13 protein-coding genes are annotated in these 14663 nt (G+C 55.5%); 8 read left to right on the forward strand and 5 right to left on the reverse strand.

What is annotated here, in order from left to right; genetic code table 11:
* Window positions 1-15: 15 nt before the first annotated feature.
* Complete coding sequence (gene cueR, locus ACX9GT_RS06275) at window positions 16-417, forward strand: Cu(I)-responsive transcriptional regulator (RefSeq protein WP_459399595.1); 402 nt, start codon at window positions 16-18, stop codon at window positions 415-417.
* Here cueR and ACX9GT_RS06280 read toward each other — a convergent pair.
* From ACX9GT_RS06280 to tesA, 5 genes are all read right to left on the reverse strand, one after another.
* Window positions 414-875, reverse strand: coding sequence for an NfeD family protein (locus ACX9GT_RS06280; protein WP_473190301.1), 462 nt, complete (start codon window positions 873-875; stop codon window positions 414-416). The genes cueR and ACX9GT_RS06280 overlap by 4 nt on opposite strands.
* 2 nt (window positions 876-877) lie before the next feature.
* The gene (locus ACX9GT_RS06285; protein ID WP_473190302.1) at window positions 878-1783 is read right to left on the reverse strand and encodes an SPFH domain-containing protein; all 906 of its coding nucleotides are present in this window, start codon (window positions 1781-1783) and stop codon (window positions 878-880) included.
* A gap of 167 nt (window positions 1784-1950) precedes the next feature.
* The gene (locus ACX9GT_RS06290) at window positions 1951-2805 is read right to left on the reverse strand and encodes a co-chaperone YbbN (protein ID WP_473190303.1); all 855 of its coding nucleotides are present in this window, start codon (window positions 2803-2805) and stop codon (window positions 1951-1953) included.
* A 66-nt stretch (window positions 2806-2871) separates the two neighbouring features.
* Complete coding sequence (locus ACX9GT_RS06295; RefSeq protein ID WP_473190304.1) at window positions 2872-3648, reverse strand: SDR family oxidoreductase; 777 nt, start codon at window positions 3646-3648, stop codon at window positions 2872-2874.
* Window positions 3649-3673: 25 nt separating this feature from the next.
* Complete coding sequence (tesA, locus tag ACX9GT_RS06300) at window positions 3674-4312, reverse strand: multifunctional acyl-CoA thioesterase I/protease I/lysophospholipase L1 (protein WP_473191519.1); 639 nt, start codon at window positions 4310-4312, stop codon at window positions 3674-3676.
* On the opposite strand from tesA, the gene ybbA reads away from it, so the two are divergent.
* From ybbA to ACX9GT_RS06335, 7 genes are all read left to right on the forward strand, one after another.
* Window positions 4283-4969, forward strand: coding sequence for a putative ABC transporter ATP-binding protein YbbA (ybbA, locus tag ACX9GT_RS06305; protein WP_473190305.1), 687 nt, complete (start codon window positions 4283-4285; stop codon window positions 4967-4969). The genes tesA and ybbA overlap by 30 nt on opposite strands.
* Window positions 4966-7398: a putative ABC transporter permease subunit YbbP gene (ybbP, locus tag ACX9GT_RS06310; protein ID WP_473190306.1), complete on the forward strand. Its 2433-nt coding sequence runs from the start codon at window positions 4966-4968 to the stop codon at window positions 7396-7398. Before ybbA ends, ybbP begins: the two co-directional genes overlap by 4 nt.
* A gap of 468 nt (window positions 7399-7866) precedes the next feature.
* Window positions 7867-9780 carry a type VI secretion system Vgr family protein gene (locus tag ACX9GT_RS06315; RefSeq protein WP_473190307.1) on the forward strand — a complete coding sequence of 638 codons (1914 nt, stop codon included), beginning with the start codon at window positions 7867-7869 and terminating at the stop codon, window positions 9778-9780.
* Window positions 9781-9949: 169 nt separating this feature from the next.
* Entirely contained in the window at window positions 9950-12475 is a 2526-nt protein-coding gene (locus ACX9GT_RS06320; protein WP_473190308.1) for a DUF2169 family type VI secretion system accessory protein, read from the forward strand.
* On the forward strand, window positions 12475-13542 hold the full coding sequence (locus tag ACX9GT_RS06325) for a pentapeptide repeat-containing protein (protein WP_473190309.1): 1068 nt from the start codon (window positions 12475-12477) through the stop codon (window positions 13540-13542). The genes ACX9GT_RS06320 and ACX9GT_RS06325 overlap by 1 nt, the downstream gene beginning before the upstream one ends.
* Before the next feature lie 13 nt (window positions 13543-13555).
* Entirely contained in the window at window positions 13556-14194 is a 639-nt protein-coding gene (locus ACX9GT_RS06330) for a DUF3540 domain-containing protein (RefSeq protein WP_473190310.1), read from the forward strand.
* Window positions 14195-14233: 39 nt separating this feature from the next.
* Window positions 14234-14620 carry a DUF4150 domain-containing protein gene (locus ACX9GT_RS06335; RefSeq protein ID WP_473190311.1) on the forward strand — a complete coding sequence of 129 codons (387 nt, stop codon included), beginning with the start codon at window positions 14234-14236 and terminating at the stop codon, window positions 14618-14620.
* The last annotated feature ends 43 nt before the right edge of the window (window positions 14621-14663 follow it).

The raw sequence follows: 14663 nt of genomic DNA on the forward strand, positions 1-14663 counted from the left end.
GGTCAAGGGGCTTCCATGAATATCAGTGATGTTGCCAAAAAAACCGGTTTAACCAGCAAAGCGATCCGTTTTTACGAAGAGAAAGGCTTGGTCACCGCGCCAATCCGTACGGAAAACGGCTACCGCAGTTACGATGCAAAGCATATTGAAGAGTTGACGCTGTTGCGTCAGGCGCGGCAGGTGGGGTTTAACCTTGATGAGTGCCGCGAACTGGTGACGTTGTTCAACGATCCGGCGCGCCACAGTGCCGATGTTAAAGCGCGTACTCTGCAGAAAGTGGCCGAGATCGAAAAGCACATCAGTGAATTGGGCGAAATGCGCCAACGGTTGTTAGCGCTGGCGGAACAGTGCCCGGGGGATGAAGGTGCAGACTGCCCGATCATTAACAATCTGGCAGGCTGCTGCCACAAGCATTAGCGGTTAACGGCGCGGATCACCAGCGTGACGCCTTCAACGGCAACGACCTCAACTTCGGTACCGACCGGCAGATCTTCGTTGGCCTGCGCGCGCCAACTGCCATCGCCGATGTTGATGCGGCCGATGCCGTTGTGCATCGGCTCGGTTAACGTGGAACGGATGCCAATCAACTGGCGGTTACGCTGGTTCAGCACCTGCGAGCCGCTGGTGGCCGCCGCAGGCCGCTGGTGCAACCAGTACCACCACAGATAGGCCACGGCGATGGTCAACACGGCAAAAATGGCACCCTGCCACTCCCAGTCGAGCTGTGGCAAAAACCAGACGACAATCCCGACCAGCACTGCCGACAGGCCACTCCACAGCAGATAACCGCTGGCACCGAGCATTTCGGCTGCCAGCAGCAACCCACCGAGAGAGATCCAGAACCATTGCGGGTTTGCTGCGATCTGCTCAACCATGATTATTTGCCTTTGCTGTCTTTCAGCAGTTCGGTGATGCCGCCGATGGAACCCAACAGACTGCTGGCATCCAGCGGCATCATGATCACTTTGCTGTTATTGGCGGAACCGATTTTTTGCAGCGCGTCGGTGTATTTTTGCGCCACGAAGTAGTTGATCGCTTGAATATTGCCGCTGGCAATGGCGTCAGAAACCAACTGCGTCGCTTTTGCTTCCGCTTCGGCGGCACGTTCACGCGCTTCGGCCTGTAAGAACGCCGATTGACGTTCCCCTTCGGCTTTCAGGATCTGCGACTGCTTATCCCCTTCGGCACGCAGGATCGCCGCCTGGCGCACCCCTTCGGCTTCCAGAATATCGGCACGTTTGGTACGTTCAGCCTTCATCTGCGCGTTCATCGCCACAATCAGTTCGGCCGGTGGGCGCACATCACGGATTTCGATACGGGTGATTTTCACGCCCCAAGGATTGGTGGCTTCATCGACGATATGCAGCAAGCGGCTGTTGATGCTGTCGCGCTGTGACAGCATTTCGTCCAGTTCCATGGAACCGAGCACGGTACGGAAGTTGGTCATGGTGAGGTTAACGATCGCCTGCTCCAGGTTGCTGACCTCATAGGCGGCACGCGCCGGATCGACCACCTGAATAAAGCACACCGCATCAATTGCCACGTTGGCGTTATCGCGCGAGATAATCTCTTGGGAAGGGATATCCAGCACCTGCTCCATCATATTGATTTTGCGGCCGATACGATCCATAAACGGCACAACGATGTTTAAGCCTGGCATCAGGGTTTTGGTGTAACGACCGAAGCGTTCTACCGTCCATTGGAAGCCTTGCGGCACAATTTTTACGCTGGCGAAGACGATAATCAACGCAACAACGATCACAACCGGAATAACGGTAAACATGGCACAACCTCCTGTTAGACGTATTAACAGATATTACGTCAACGGTGGGATAAAGCCTAATATCTGCTCAGTCTTAATTTTTTTGTAAATCAATTAATCGCGAAGTGGGGGGAAGAACGCGGGGCGTTTGTCAGGGTGCGGCTGACCGCACCCTGATTATCGAAGGATCAATACAATAAAGAATAAAGCTGACGGCGATATCTGGCAGCCAGCGCATCACCGGTGCCCAGTGCGGCCAGAATATCCATCAACGTCTTGCGCGCATTGCCGTTCGCGGCGGCCAGATCTTTTTGCAGATGGCCCATCAGCAGTTCCAGCGCTTCTTCGTTACGGCCAACCTGATGCAGTTGCAAAGCGAGCTGAACCGCCAGCTCGACGTTCTGTGGCTGCTGCTGTACCTGCTGCTGCAACTGCTGGATTTCTGGCGTATCGGCAGCCTGTTTCAGCAATTCAATCTGCGCCACCAGCCCTTGATAGCGGGTATCGCGATCCTGCAATGGAATGGTTGCCAGCACAGCTTCGGCGTCTTCCGTCTTGTTCAGGGCGATTTGCGTTTCGGCCAACGTCAGGCCGATATCGCTGCGCTGGTTGCTGGCTTGCCAGGCCTCTTTCAGCAGCGGCAGGGCATCGATGGCACGATCTTCTTGCAGCAGTTCCATCGCCTCTGCCAGTTTCAGGTCTTCGGTTTTGGGCAGGAAACGTTGCAGGAATTCACGGATCATCTCTTCCGGCTGCGGGCCTTGGAAGCCATCAACCGGCTGGCCGTCTTGGAACATATAAACGGTTGGGATCGAGCGCAGCCCAAACTGAGAGGCGATCATCTGTTCGGCGTCGCAGTCTACCTTGGCCAGAATGAACTGACCGGCATATTCCGCCGCCAGCTTGTCCAGAACCGGGTTGAGTTGCAGGCAGTGCTGGCTGCGATCGGACCAGAAGTAAAACAGCACCGGGATCGACATGGACTGTTCCAACGTCTGGTGCAGGTTAGTTTCGTTAATATCAACAACAACTGGAGCTAGCATGGTTTTTCTCTCTGATCTTGCGGAGCGATTTGATTTTAAATGGGGGCAAACTGCCGTACTTCAAGCCTAGCCATTGCTGCGCATCAGCCAGTCTATGGCACGGCCGGGCAGCAGGCGGCGCAGGATGCTGATGGCGTGGGCCAGCAGCGTCACCGGATAGCGCAGTTTGGCCTTCGGGCTTTCCAGCGCGTGGCGCAGCTTCGGCAGCACGGCTTCCGGCGGCAGCGTCAGCAGTTTGGCGATGCGGGGATTATGCACCGGGCTATCGCTCTGCGTCTGATTAACGTTCTGAGTAAAATGCGTGGTGAGCGGGCCGGGCTCGATCAGGCTGACCTGAATGCCCGTACCGTGCAGCTCCATCCGCAGCGCATCCGACCAGGCTTCCAGCGCAAACTTGCTGGCGGCATAAGCCCCGCGACCGGCGCTGGATACCAGCCCCATCACCGAACTGGTTTGAATAATACGCCCTTCGCCGTGCGGCAGCATGGCTGGCAGCAGCAACTGCGTTAGCTGATGGGTGCCGAACAGGTTGGTTGAAAACTGCTGTTCCAACTGCTGGCGTGAGATGGCACTCAGCTTGCCATAGACGCCGTAACCGCCATTGTTAAACAGGCCATACAAGCGCCCTTGGGTCATTGCGATCACCTGCGCTGCGGCACGTTCTACGCTGGCGCTGTCATCCAGATCCAGCTCAATCCCTTCCAGCCCGAGTTGCTGCATGTTTTCCACGTCCTGCGGTTTACGGCAGGCGGCCAGCACGCGATAGCCGCGATTACGCAGATCCTGCGCGGCAATCAACCCAATCCCGCTGGAACAGCCGGTTATCAATATCGCTTTTTGCATAACTTTACCTAGTCGGCAGCCCTATTTAGTGAGACTCATGTTTTACTAGAGGTTCCAGCCGCTCTGCCATCCAGGTGGCGATAAACGGCTGGGCATCCTGGTTAGGATGTAATCCGTCATCCTGCATCCATTCTGGTTTGATCACCACTTGTTCCATAAAGAACGGCAATAGCGGAATGTTGAACTGCTTGGCCAGTGCCGGGTAGATGGCACCGAAAGCGTCGGTGTAGCGGCGGCCATAGTTTGGCGGAATATGAATTTGCATTAGCAGCGGTTGTGCACCCGCCTGCTGAACCTGAGTGATAATCTGGCTGAGATCGCGCTGAGTATCCTGAGCCGGGAAACCGCGCAGCCCATCGTTAGCGCCCAGTTCAATCATCACCCAGCGCGGCTGGTGCTGTTTCAACAGTTCAGGCAGGCGCGCCAGCCCTTGGGCTGCGGTGTCGCCGCTGATACTGGCGTTGATCACCAGCGGGCCGCTGGGCTGTTTTTGCCAACGGTTGGCCAGCAGCGTTGGCCAGGCTTGGGCTACCGGCAAACGATAGCCAGCACTTAAACTGTCGCCAAGAATCAATAGGCTATCGGCGGCGGCGGTACGTAAACTGAATAATCCCAACAGCAAAAGGAAGGGAAGATGCCAGCGGAAAACGTTCTTGAAGTTCATCATCTTAGTAAACACGTTGGTCAGGGTGAGCATCAGCTCACCATCCTTACCGGAGTCGAGCTGGTTGTCAAACCCGCGCAGACAATTGCCCTGATTGGCGAGTCCGGTTCGGGTAAATCGACGCTGCTGGGGATCCTCGCCGGGCTGGACGACGGCAGTGAAGGGGATGTGCGCCTGTTGGGCGAGTCGCTGACCGCGCTGGATGAAGAGGGGCGCGCGGCCTTGCGGGCGAAAAACGTCGGATTTGTATTTCAATCCTTCATGCTGGTGCCAACGCTGAATGCGTTGGAGAACGTACAATTACCGGCGTTGCTGCGTGGCGAGAGCGATCGCCAGAGCCGCGAACAGGCGGTGCAATTGCTGGAGCAGCTTGGCCTGGGCAAGCGCCTTAGCCACTTGCCCGCGCAGCTTTCTGGCGGCGAGCAGCAGCGTGTGGCGCTGGCGCGTGCGTTCAGCGGCCGCCCGCGGGTGCTGTTTGCCGATGAACCAACCGGTAACCTCGATCGCCAGACCGGTGAGCGCATCGTCGATCTGCTGTTCTCCCTCAACCGTGATTTTTCTACCACGCTGATCCTGGTCACTCACGATGAAACGCTGGCGGCGCGTTGCCAGCGGCGGCTGCGCTTGCGTGAAGGCAAGCTGTGGGAGGAAGCATGATCTGGCGTTGGTTCTGGCGTGAATGGCGTTCGCCTTCGCTGCTGATTGTCTGGCTGGCGCTGACCTTGTCAGTGGCCTGCGTGCTGGCGCTCGGCAGTATCAGCGATCGTATGGACAAAGGTTTGAGCCAGCAAAGCCGCGATTTTATTGCCGGTGACCGCGTGCTGCGCACTGCACACCCGGTGCCGGAAGGCTGGCTCCTTGACGCACAGCAGCAGGGGTTGCAGGTTAGCCGCCAACTCAGCTTCACCACCATGACTTACGCCGGGGAACGCCCACAGTTGGCCAACGTGAAGGCCACCGATGTGGCTTACCCGCTGTATGGCAAATTGGAAACCCACCCGGCCAATATCAAGCCGGAGCCCGGTACGGTGCTGGTGGCACCGCGTCTGTTGGCGCTGTTGGATATCAAGGTTGGCGATAATCTGGACGTGGGTGATACCACCTTGCGTATCGCTGGTGAAATCATTCAGGAGCCGGACTCCGGCTTTAACCCCTTCCAGACTGCGCCCACCATTATCATCAATCTGGCCGACGTGGATAAAACCGGCGCGGTGCAGCCGGGCAGCCGCTTGACCTATCGCTATATGTTTGCCGGTTCGCCGGAGAATATTCAACGCTTTGAGGAGCGCCTGAAACCACAGCTGAAGCCGGATCAGCGCTGGTTTGGCCTGGAGGAATCTGGCAGTGCGCTGGGGAAATCGCTACAGCGCTCACAGCAGTTCCTGCTGCTTTCGGCGTTGCTGACGCTGTTGTTGTCGATTGCCGCCGTGGCGGTGGCGATGAGCCACTATTGCCGCAGCCGTTACGATCTGATTGCGGTGCTGAAAACCCTGGGGGCCGGGCGCAAGGCGTTGAGCAGGCTGATCGTTGGCCAGTGGCTGGCGGTGCTGTTGCTGGCAGGGGTCTGCGGCGGCCTGATCGGGCTGGGGTTCGAATCCTTGCTGATCCGCCTGTTGGCCCCGGTGTTACCAGGGGCGTTGCCCGCCGCCGGAGTTTGGCCGTGGGTGTGGGCTATGGGGGCACTGGTGATGATTTCGTTGCTGGTCGGCCTGCGCCCGTACCGACAACTGTTGGCCACCCAGCCGCTGCGTGTGCTGCGCCGTGACGTAGTGGCTAACGTCTGGCCGCTGCGTTATTTCCTGCCGGTTACGGCGGTGATTGTGGTGCTGCTGCTGACCGTGCTGATGGGGGCGAGTACGCTGCTGTGGGCGATCCTCGCCGGGATGGTGGTGCTGGCACTGCTGCTGGGGGGGATTGGCTGGGGCAGCCTGCTGCTGTTGCGGCACATTACGCTGAAAAACCTGGCGCTGCGCTTGGCGGTGAACCGCTTGCTGCATCAGCCGTGGGTGACGATCAGCCAGTTGGCAGCATTTTCGCTGTCGTTCATGCTGCTGGCGCTGTTGCTGGTGCTGCGTAACGATCTGCTCGACCGCTGGCAGCAGCAGTTGCCGCCGGATAGCCCGAACTATTTCCTGCTGAACATGACGCAAGCGCAGGTGCCACAGGTTAAAAACTTCCTGCAACAGCATCAGTTGAAGGAAGAGACTTTCTACCCGATCGTGCGTGTGCGCCTGACCGAGATTAACCAGCAGGTGGCAACCGAAAGGGTGCATGAGGACGATCTGGGTGGCGAAGCGGTCAACCGCGAACTGAACCTGACCTGGCAGACGGATCTGCCGGATCATAATCCGTTAACGGCGGGTACTTGGCCACCGCAGAGCGGGGAAGTGTCGATGGATGAAGGCATTGCCGGGCGACTCAAAATCAAATTGGGCGATACTTTGACCTTCAGCGGTGATACCCAGTCGTTCAGCGCCAAAGTCACCAGTCTGCGGCAGGTGGATTGGGAAAGCCTGAAGCCGAACTTCTACTTTATCTTCCCGCCGGGTGCCTTGGATGGCCAGCCACAAACCTGGCTGACCAGCTTCCGTTACGACGGCGATGGCAAGATGCTGACCCAGCTCAACCGCCAGTTCCCAACCTTGAGCCTGCTGGATATTGGCTCGATCCTGAAACAGGTGGGGGGCGTGTTACAGCAGGTGAGCCGTGCGCTGGAAGTGATGGTGGTGCTGGTGGTGATCTGCGGTGGTTTGCTGCTGCTGGCGCAGGTGCAGGTAGGTATGCGTCAACGCAGGCAAGAGTTGGTGGTTTACCGCACGCTGGGGGCGGGCAAACGCCTGCTGCGTGGCACGCTATGGTGCGAGTTTGCGCTGCTCGGGCTGGTAGCGGGTATTGCGGCAGCGGTGGGTGCCGAAGCGGCGCTCTGGCTGTTGCAAACTAAGGTATTCGACTTCCCGTGGTCGCCGACGCCGGTGCTGTGGTGGGTATTGCCGCTGCTCAGCGCTTTGCTGCTGTCGCTATGTGGCGGCTGGCTGGGCGTGCGCCTGCTGCGCGGGCAGGCGCTGTTTCGCAGTTATGAAGGTTAAGTAAAAATGGTGAGCAGGTGAACCATGCCGGGGGGTTAATAACCTGGCGGGTTTGCAGTTTTCAGGCTTGAATCGCCTCTTCTGTTAGGAGAGGCGTGTCCAGTATTGGGCATAATGTTAAATTGCGCTTAAGAGTTGGGGGTTGTATGCCACTTTATGGTGCAGATAAAGCGACTTAATTAAGAGTAAAAATAGATATAAAATAGTAATAATCAATATTTAAACAATTAATAAATCTGAGTTTTTTCTTAAAAAATATTCAGTACATCCTTTAACTCCAATTTAATACCTATTAAGAGGTATTTTGTTTGACTACGTTTTAAAACATGGATATAGTTGGGTCATTATGTTTGAGTTGTTAAAGTCGTGGTGTAAATACGTATCTTGGTATTCTGATTTTGAATGTGCATCTGCACCTTGGGAGGTGCGGATGTAATAATATTTACATTCCTATGTGCGGGCATAAAAATGATTACGCTAAACCCAAACCGTTATTTCGTCGCGCAACAAATCACAGATATCTCTGAACCTCTTCTCTTTCGCACGTTAACGGGCGAAGAACGGTTATCTGAAATTTATGAATTCGATGTTGAACTGCTCTGTCCAAATAATACCGTTGATTTAAAGTCACTGCTCGGTAAGTCTTTTACTATTACAATTAATGATCTACCTGGTAACCCACGGTATTTAAACGGTAATATTACCGGCATGTCGCTGGCTGGCCGTGAAGAGAGTGGCGAAAAATACTATCTTTATCACGCCACGCTGCGCCCGACGCTCTGGTATCTGACACAAAATCAGGACTGCCGGATTTTCCAGGGTAAAAGTGTGCCAGAGATCCTCATCAGCATATTGAGCGAATACAAAGTCAAAGTTGAAAATCGCCTGAGCTATGATTACCGCTCTTGGGATTATTCAGTGCAATACCAGGAAAGTGATTATGATTTTATCTGCCGCCTGATGGAGCATGAGGGGATCTATTTCTATTTCACCCATCAGGCCGACGGGCACACCATGATCCTGGCCGATGCGCCTCAGGGGCATAACGTTCTGGCGGGCTATGACAATATCGTTTATCGCCTGACAGAAGGGGGATTAACGCAAAACGACGCGACGATTTATGAGTGGAACGTTTCCGATATTATCACCCCCAGCCTGTACAGCATGGATGATTACGATTTCCGCAAGCCGCGGGCAAATCTGTTAGAGAATCGCCGTAATCCGCTGTCCTACGCGAAAGAAAAAGCCGAGATTTTCGACTGGCCGGGGTGTTATACCGATCAGAGCCATGCGCAGTTTTACACCCGCGTTCGGCAGCAGGAATTTGAAGCCAATCATGAACACATGAGCGGGCGCGCCTCTTCGCTTGGCCTGGCACCGGGATACCGGTTTATGCTGGATAACGCCCCACGCCTGGAGGACTCCCGCGAATACCTGACCATTGCGGCACGCTATTTCTTCCAAGAAAACAGTTACGTCAGTAATGACGAAGATGATACCGAACATTACATCGATTTTGAGGTTCTACCGGCCAGCACCCAGTGGCGGCCAAAGCGGAAGACCGCCTGGCCAAAAACCCATGGCCCGCAAACCGCAGAAGTGGTTGGCCCGGCGGGGGAAAGTATCTGGACCGACAACTATGGCCGGGTAAAACTCAAGTTTCGCTGGGATCGCTACAGTCAGGGCGATGAAACCAGCTCATGCTGGGTAAGGGTTTCCAGCAACTGGGCTGGGTGGCAATATGGCGGCGTGCAGGTTCCGAGGATTGGCGAAGAAGTGGTGGTCGATTTCATCAACGGCGATCCTGACAGGCCGATGATCACCGGGCGCGTCTATAACGAGGACAATATGCCGCCGTGGGATTTACCGGCCAACGCCACGAAAATGGGGATTATGAGCCGCACCACCGAGGGCAGCATCTCGAATGCCAACAGTCTTTATATGGATGACGCGCCTGGCGTGGAGAGCTTTAGCCTGCACGCCGAACGGGATATGAGTATTTCGGTGGAAAACAACTTGGATCTACTGGTTGAAGGGGATGCCACCTCGATGATCCAAGGTTTTTCAACCGCATCGGTCGTCGGTGACGCCGTAGAGAGCTATGCCAGCAACTTGACCACGACGGTGGCACAAACGCATCTGGAAGCGACGTCGTTAAAAGTCTTCGCTGCCGGGATGAGGGTACAAGCCATAGGGGCCGATATCCGGGTGCGCGGAATGCATATTGATTCCACGCAGTTTGAAGCGCAGGTTATTCCCACTTATCTGGGGGTCACCAAAGCTAAAATATTGGCCGATGATACCGTACTGAAAATATTCAAAGCCCAAATTAATATTGGTATGTTGGAGTTAAATGCCAAAGGCCTGGTGCTTTATCTCTAATTAGAACGGCATCAAGGGGGATATTCCCCCCGGAAATACGCTGTTTTCAATGCTCCATGATGTTGTGGCATTGAATAACTAATGGGTAATTAAAAAAGATAATACTTTTCTGTTAAGCGTGATATTTCGCATGCTTTTTACTGATTGCCATCTGGAAGGCGAACTATAAATGAGAATTATCAAACCGCTGCGTCTTGGAATTATGAATCGCCCTTGCTTTTATAAAGCGCATAAGCCGTATTTGGGCGTTGCCGTCTTGGCATTGGTGGATATGGGGGCACAACCGATGCTACGCCCGGAGCCAGAATTATGGCAACTGGCACAAAGCGAATTATCCAGTACGGGAGGCGTGGTGGATACCGCCTACCCCAAATATTACGCCGAGTTTCTGGCCACCGGTCAGGCTTATCCGCACGCCTGTTTGGTCGAGAACGTTTGCCGCGTCAGTATTACGCTGGGTGAAAAGCAAAAATCATTAATTGTTTCTGGCGATCGGCAATGGCAAGACGCAACGCCGACTTCTCCACGTCCATTTATCTCTCTACCCATTGATTGGTCACACGCTTATGGCGGCCCACACATCGCGGCTAACCCGCTAGGCATTGGCGCAGAGGCCAATGGCGCTCCCCAGCGGTTGCCCAATATCGAATCGCCCGGCGAACGTATCACATCACCTACACAACAGGTCACCCCTGCCGGGTTCGATGCCATTGATATCACCTGGTCTGCTAGGCAGGCGTTTATTGGCCGCCGTTACGATGAGGCCTGGGTGCAGCGCGGGGCGATCGGCTTAGCCGATGATGCGGACTTCCGGCTGTTCAACATCGCCCCTCAAGATCAGCAGTGGCAGGATCTGGCGGAACTGCCGCGCGGCACGCCGTATCGGATCGAGAATATGCACCCTGAACATGCCCTGCTGGAAGGGCAACTCCCTCCGTGGAAAGCGCGCTGCTTTGCCCATCATACGGAAAAGGGGGAAGAGGTTTTCTCTGAACTTGAACTGCGTCATACCACAGTGTGGTTCTTGCCGCATCTGGAAAAAATGATCCTGGTGTATCACGGCGAACTGTCGCTTGAGGCGGTGGAAGACGATGGTTACAACGTCCATATGCTGATGCCCGCACTGGAACATGCTGATCGGCCACGTTCGTTAGACCATTATCGGGACGTGTGGATCAAGCGCAGCGATCGGGAAAAAGGCAGCGCCTTCGCGTTTCAGGATCATGACCTGCTGCCGGAAGAGATCCTCGGGGCGTGGATTGATAACACGCCTGAGCCGGAAATCGAGCATCCGTTGCAGCAAAACCTTGAAGCACGTAAGCAAGCCATCTACCAGGATGCCGATAAGCGCCTGGAAGCGGTGGACACCACGCTGTACGCAGAAGCCAAAGAGACGCCGGATATCAAACGGCCCATGCTGTCCCAGTTGCCTGAATTTATGGCGCAAATGGAAGGAATGGCCACGAAGGCGAAAGGCGACGCCATGCAGCAGATGGAACAGCGTATGCCGGATCGGGATGGTTATGATTCGCGGCGGCCGACCGGGCCAGAATCCGTTAATAAAATGCTCACGGCGTTGAAACAGCAGCAGGGCCGCCTGTATCCCGGCCAGGAAGAGGGGTTGCATCAGCTTTATCGCCTTGGTGTGTCAAACCAGAATGCCGCTCCGCGGCTGAACGGTGAGCGAGCCGCGCAGTTGAGAGCTTGGGTGATCGATAAAATGGCGCAGGATCGTAACTTCACCGGTTGCGATCTGACCGGTGCCGATCTTTCCCATCTCGACCTGAGCGGTGCCAACCTGACCCGCGCCATGATGGAGAGCGTGGATCTAAGCCACAGCGTGCTGGATCACGCCACGCTGATGCAGACCATTCTGGCTCGTAGCGTCTTGAACCACACTTCGCTGCGCCATACCCTGTTCCACGAAGTGACGCTGGCGCTGGCGATTTGCAGCGACTGTGATTTTACCGGCACCGACCTGAGCAATATCGAAACCGAGGGCACACAGTTTGAGCGCTGCAACTTCGGTCAGGCGACGATAGCCGATCAGATGTTCACCCAGACCTCGCTGACCGACTGTGACTTCAGCGCGGCTTCTCTGGACAACGTTATTTTCAACGGGATCACGCTGGAGAATCCCCGCTTTTCCGCCGTGCGGATCAACAAAGGCACTTTTATCGACAGCCAGTTGCAGCAGGCGGTGTTTGAAAATGCACGGCTTAAGCGTTGCTCACTGACGAATTGCCAGGCCGATGGCATCGATTTCACCCGCGCCCAGTTGGAGAATTGCGCCTTTGTCGCGGGCAGCGTGCTGGAAAGCGCCTGTTTCACCCACGCGGTGCTGATGCACTGCAACCTGCGCCAAATGCCGCTTAGCGGGGCCGATCTGAGCTTCGCTACGTTGGAGGGCTGCGATCTGTCCGAAGCCACGCTGCGGCAGGTTAGCCTGCACCGGGCGCAGGTCAGCGATTCACTGTTTATCCGCACCAATCTGGAAGGGGCCGATCTCAGACAGGCCAGCCTGATCGGCAGCCGGTTACAGAAATCCCGGCTCATTGGCTGCGATCTTACCGCTGCCAATCTGTTCCGTGCGGATATCTCACAGGCAGAGATCGATGACACCACCCTGATGCGTGATGCCTGGGTAAAACAGATGAAGGTCTACCCGCTGCGCAGTAGCCAAGGAGCTGAATAATGGATGCGGTTCAGCTACAGCAAAAGGTCAAACAGGGGGAAGTGATTGAAGAGGCGACGCTGTGCGGCGTCAGCCTGGTTTCTGGCGATCTAGCCGGTGGCATCTTCAGGCAGGTGGATTTCAGCAACGCCGACTTTACCGATTGCAATCTTGAACAGTGCCTGTTCATTGAATGCATTCTAACGGAGGCGATCTTTACTCGGGCACGGTTGCAGTATGCGCGTTTCAGTGAGTCTTGCCTGCGCCACGCCAATTTTAGCGGCGCTGCGCTGCCCGGCCTGATCTTCAGCGAGTGCAATCTGCAACACGCGGATTTCAGCCAGATCCAGGCGGCGAAAATGCAGTTTATCGGTTGCCGCCTGGATCACTGCCTGTTTCGGCAGGCGCAGTTCGACAAGAGCGCCATTTCCGAATCGACGATGGAAAAGAGCGATTTCACCGGGGCCAAACTACAAAAAACCACGTTTTATCAAACGGATTTGCGTCAGTACATCCCCACCGGCGCGTGTTTCGAACAGGTTAACTTTTTTGAGTGCCAACAGCAGGGGCTTGACTACAGCGGCCAGTCATTAATTCAGTGCATATTTACCCGTAATCAGCTCGACAACGCTAATTTTGCCTCGGCGGTGCTCAAGCTCAGCCTGTTTCATGGGACATCGTTGCAGAAGGCTAACTTAAGCGGCGTCCAGGCCGATGGTGCCCAGTTTGTGGATGCCGACCTGTCTTACGCTGATTGCCACGCCAGCCAGATGAATCAGTCGACGTGGATTAACGCCTGCTTGTCTGCAACCAACTTTGCGGGTTGTCAGCTTATGCAGGCGCAGTTCAGCAAAAGCCGGGCGCAGGGGGCGTTGTTTACCGACAGCCAACTGGTCTATGCCAATTTTTCGTATGCCGATGTCAGCTATGCCGATTTTGGCGGAGCGCATTTTAACCAGACGCAATTTCACCGGGCCGTACAGCAGGAAACCCGCTGGGGAGATAAAACCGGCGTGTTAGCCAACGACCCTGAACTGTTTGCTGCCGAAAGTTGGAGTGAGCAGTTCGACCATGCGGATCACGGATAAAAAGGAGAGTTTAATGAGCACCGTAACCACATCACACGCTCTGCCGGTCTATTTACCGCAGCAATTCAGCGGCCGGGTAGCGGATATTTTATCCGATGGCAGCATGATCGTCGAAAGCGAAGGGCGCGGTTGGCACTGCCGCCGGGCGGCCAGTTGCCTGTTGACGCCGGAGGCGGGTGATACCGCGTTGATCGCACGTTCCAACGACGAAAAACTCTGGCTGCTGGCGGTGCTGGAACGGGCTAAACCGCAGCAGGCAGCGCAAATCATCGTTGATGGCGATCTGAATATTGCTACGCGCGGCGGTTCGCTCACCCTGAACAGTGAACGCCAACTAGCGCTGGAGAGCCATCGGCTACAGGTGAAATCCGCCCACGGCGATTGCCGCATCGGCAACCTGGAATATTGTGGCGACGAACTCAATGCGCGCGTCACCCTCAGTCGCTGGGTTGGGGAGCGTTGCGAATCCGTCTGGCATACCCTGACGCAGCTCAGCGACGTGATCTTCCGCCAGGTCAGAAAGACCGAGCATGTTCGCGTCGGGCAACTGGATTATCAGGCCGAAGATTACGCGCGGCTTCATGCGCGCAGCACGATGATTACTTCGGAAACCATCACCAAAATAGACTCAGAACAGATTCACGTTGGTTAGATAACCCACAATAATTGACTAACAAGAAGGAACTTACTGATGCCTGCAAATTGCCAACTGGCTGGAACAGATTTTGCCGTCGTCGATGTTTGTATCACGCCGCCAGTCGTGCCGATCCCGTATCCCAATTTTGCACAGGGATGTACAGCCATTCCGAACGTGCTGCATATCCTGTTTAGTGCCATGCCCGCGCACAACCTGTTGACGATCATCCCCTTCACCAGCGGTGATTCGCCCGGCGTGCTCGGTGGCGTGTGTTCGGGAACCGTCATGGGCCCGTCCCGGCATATTACCGGCGTGCTGACGTTTTTGGTGGCGGGATTTCCGGCAACCCGCTTGACCAGCCTGACACAACAGAATCTCACCAACGTTATCGGCCTGCGTATTCTCCCCAGCCAATTGACCATCTGGTTACTTGGGCTATAAAGCAACTGGGCGGGTTGCCGACGGCAACGTGAAACTATTTTGC

The organism is Serratia sp. YWN4 (genome assembly GCF_055790845.1).

Coding starts and splice junctions, on each gene's coding strand:
- ACX9GT_RS06290 (WP_473190303.1), bottom strand. CDS start 2,805: ATGCTAGCTCCAGTTGTTGTTGATATTAACGAAACTAACCTGCACCAG.
- ybbP (WP_473190306.1), top strand. CDS start 4,966: ATGATCTGGCGTTGGTTCTGGCGTGAATGGCGTTCGCCTTCGCTGCTG.
- tesA (WP_473191519.1), bottom strand. CDS start 4,312: ATGAACTTCAAGAACGTTTTCCGCTGGCATCTTCCCTTCCTTTTGCTG.
- ACX9GT_RS06315 (WP_473190307.1), top strand. CDS start 7,867: ATGATTACGCTAAACCCAAACCGTTATTTCGTCGCGCAACAAATCACA.
- ACX9GT_RS06325 (WP_473190309.1), top strand. CDS start 12,475: ATGGATGCGGTTCAGCTACAGCAAAAGGTCAAACAGGGGGAAGTGATT.
- cueR (WP_459399595.1), top strand. CDS start 16: ATGAATATCAGTGATGTTGCCAAAAAAACCGGTTTAACCAGCAAAGCG.
- ACX9GT_RS06335 (WP_473190311.1), top strand. CDS start 14,234: ATGCCTGCAAATTGCCAACTGGCTGGAACAGATTTTGCCGTCGTCGAT.
- ACX9GT_RS06295 (WP_473190304.1), bottom strand. CDS start 3,648: ATGCAAAAAGCGATATTGATAACCGGCTGTTCCAGCGGGATTGGGTTG.
- ACX9GT_RS06330 (WP_473190310.1), top strand. CDS start 13,556: ATGAGCACCGTAACCACATCACACGCTCTGCCGGTCTATTTACCGCAG.
- ybbA (WP_473190305.1), top strand. CDS start 4,283: ATGCCAGCGGAAAACGTTCTTGAAGTTCATCATCTTAGTAAACACGTT.
- ACX9GT_RS06285 (WP_473190302.1), bottom strand. CDS start 1,783: ATGTTTACCGTTATTCCGGTTGTGATCGTTGTTGCGTTGATTATCGTC.
- ACX9GT_RS06320 (WP_473190308.1), top strand. CDS start 9,950: ATGAGAATTATCAAACCGCTGCGTCTTGGAATTATGAATCGCCCTTGC.
- ACX9GT_RS06280 (WP_473190301.1), bottom strand. CDS start 875: ATGGTTGAGCAGATCGCAGCAAACCCGCAATGGTTCTGGATCTCTCTC.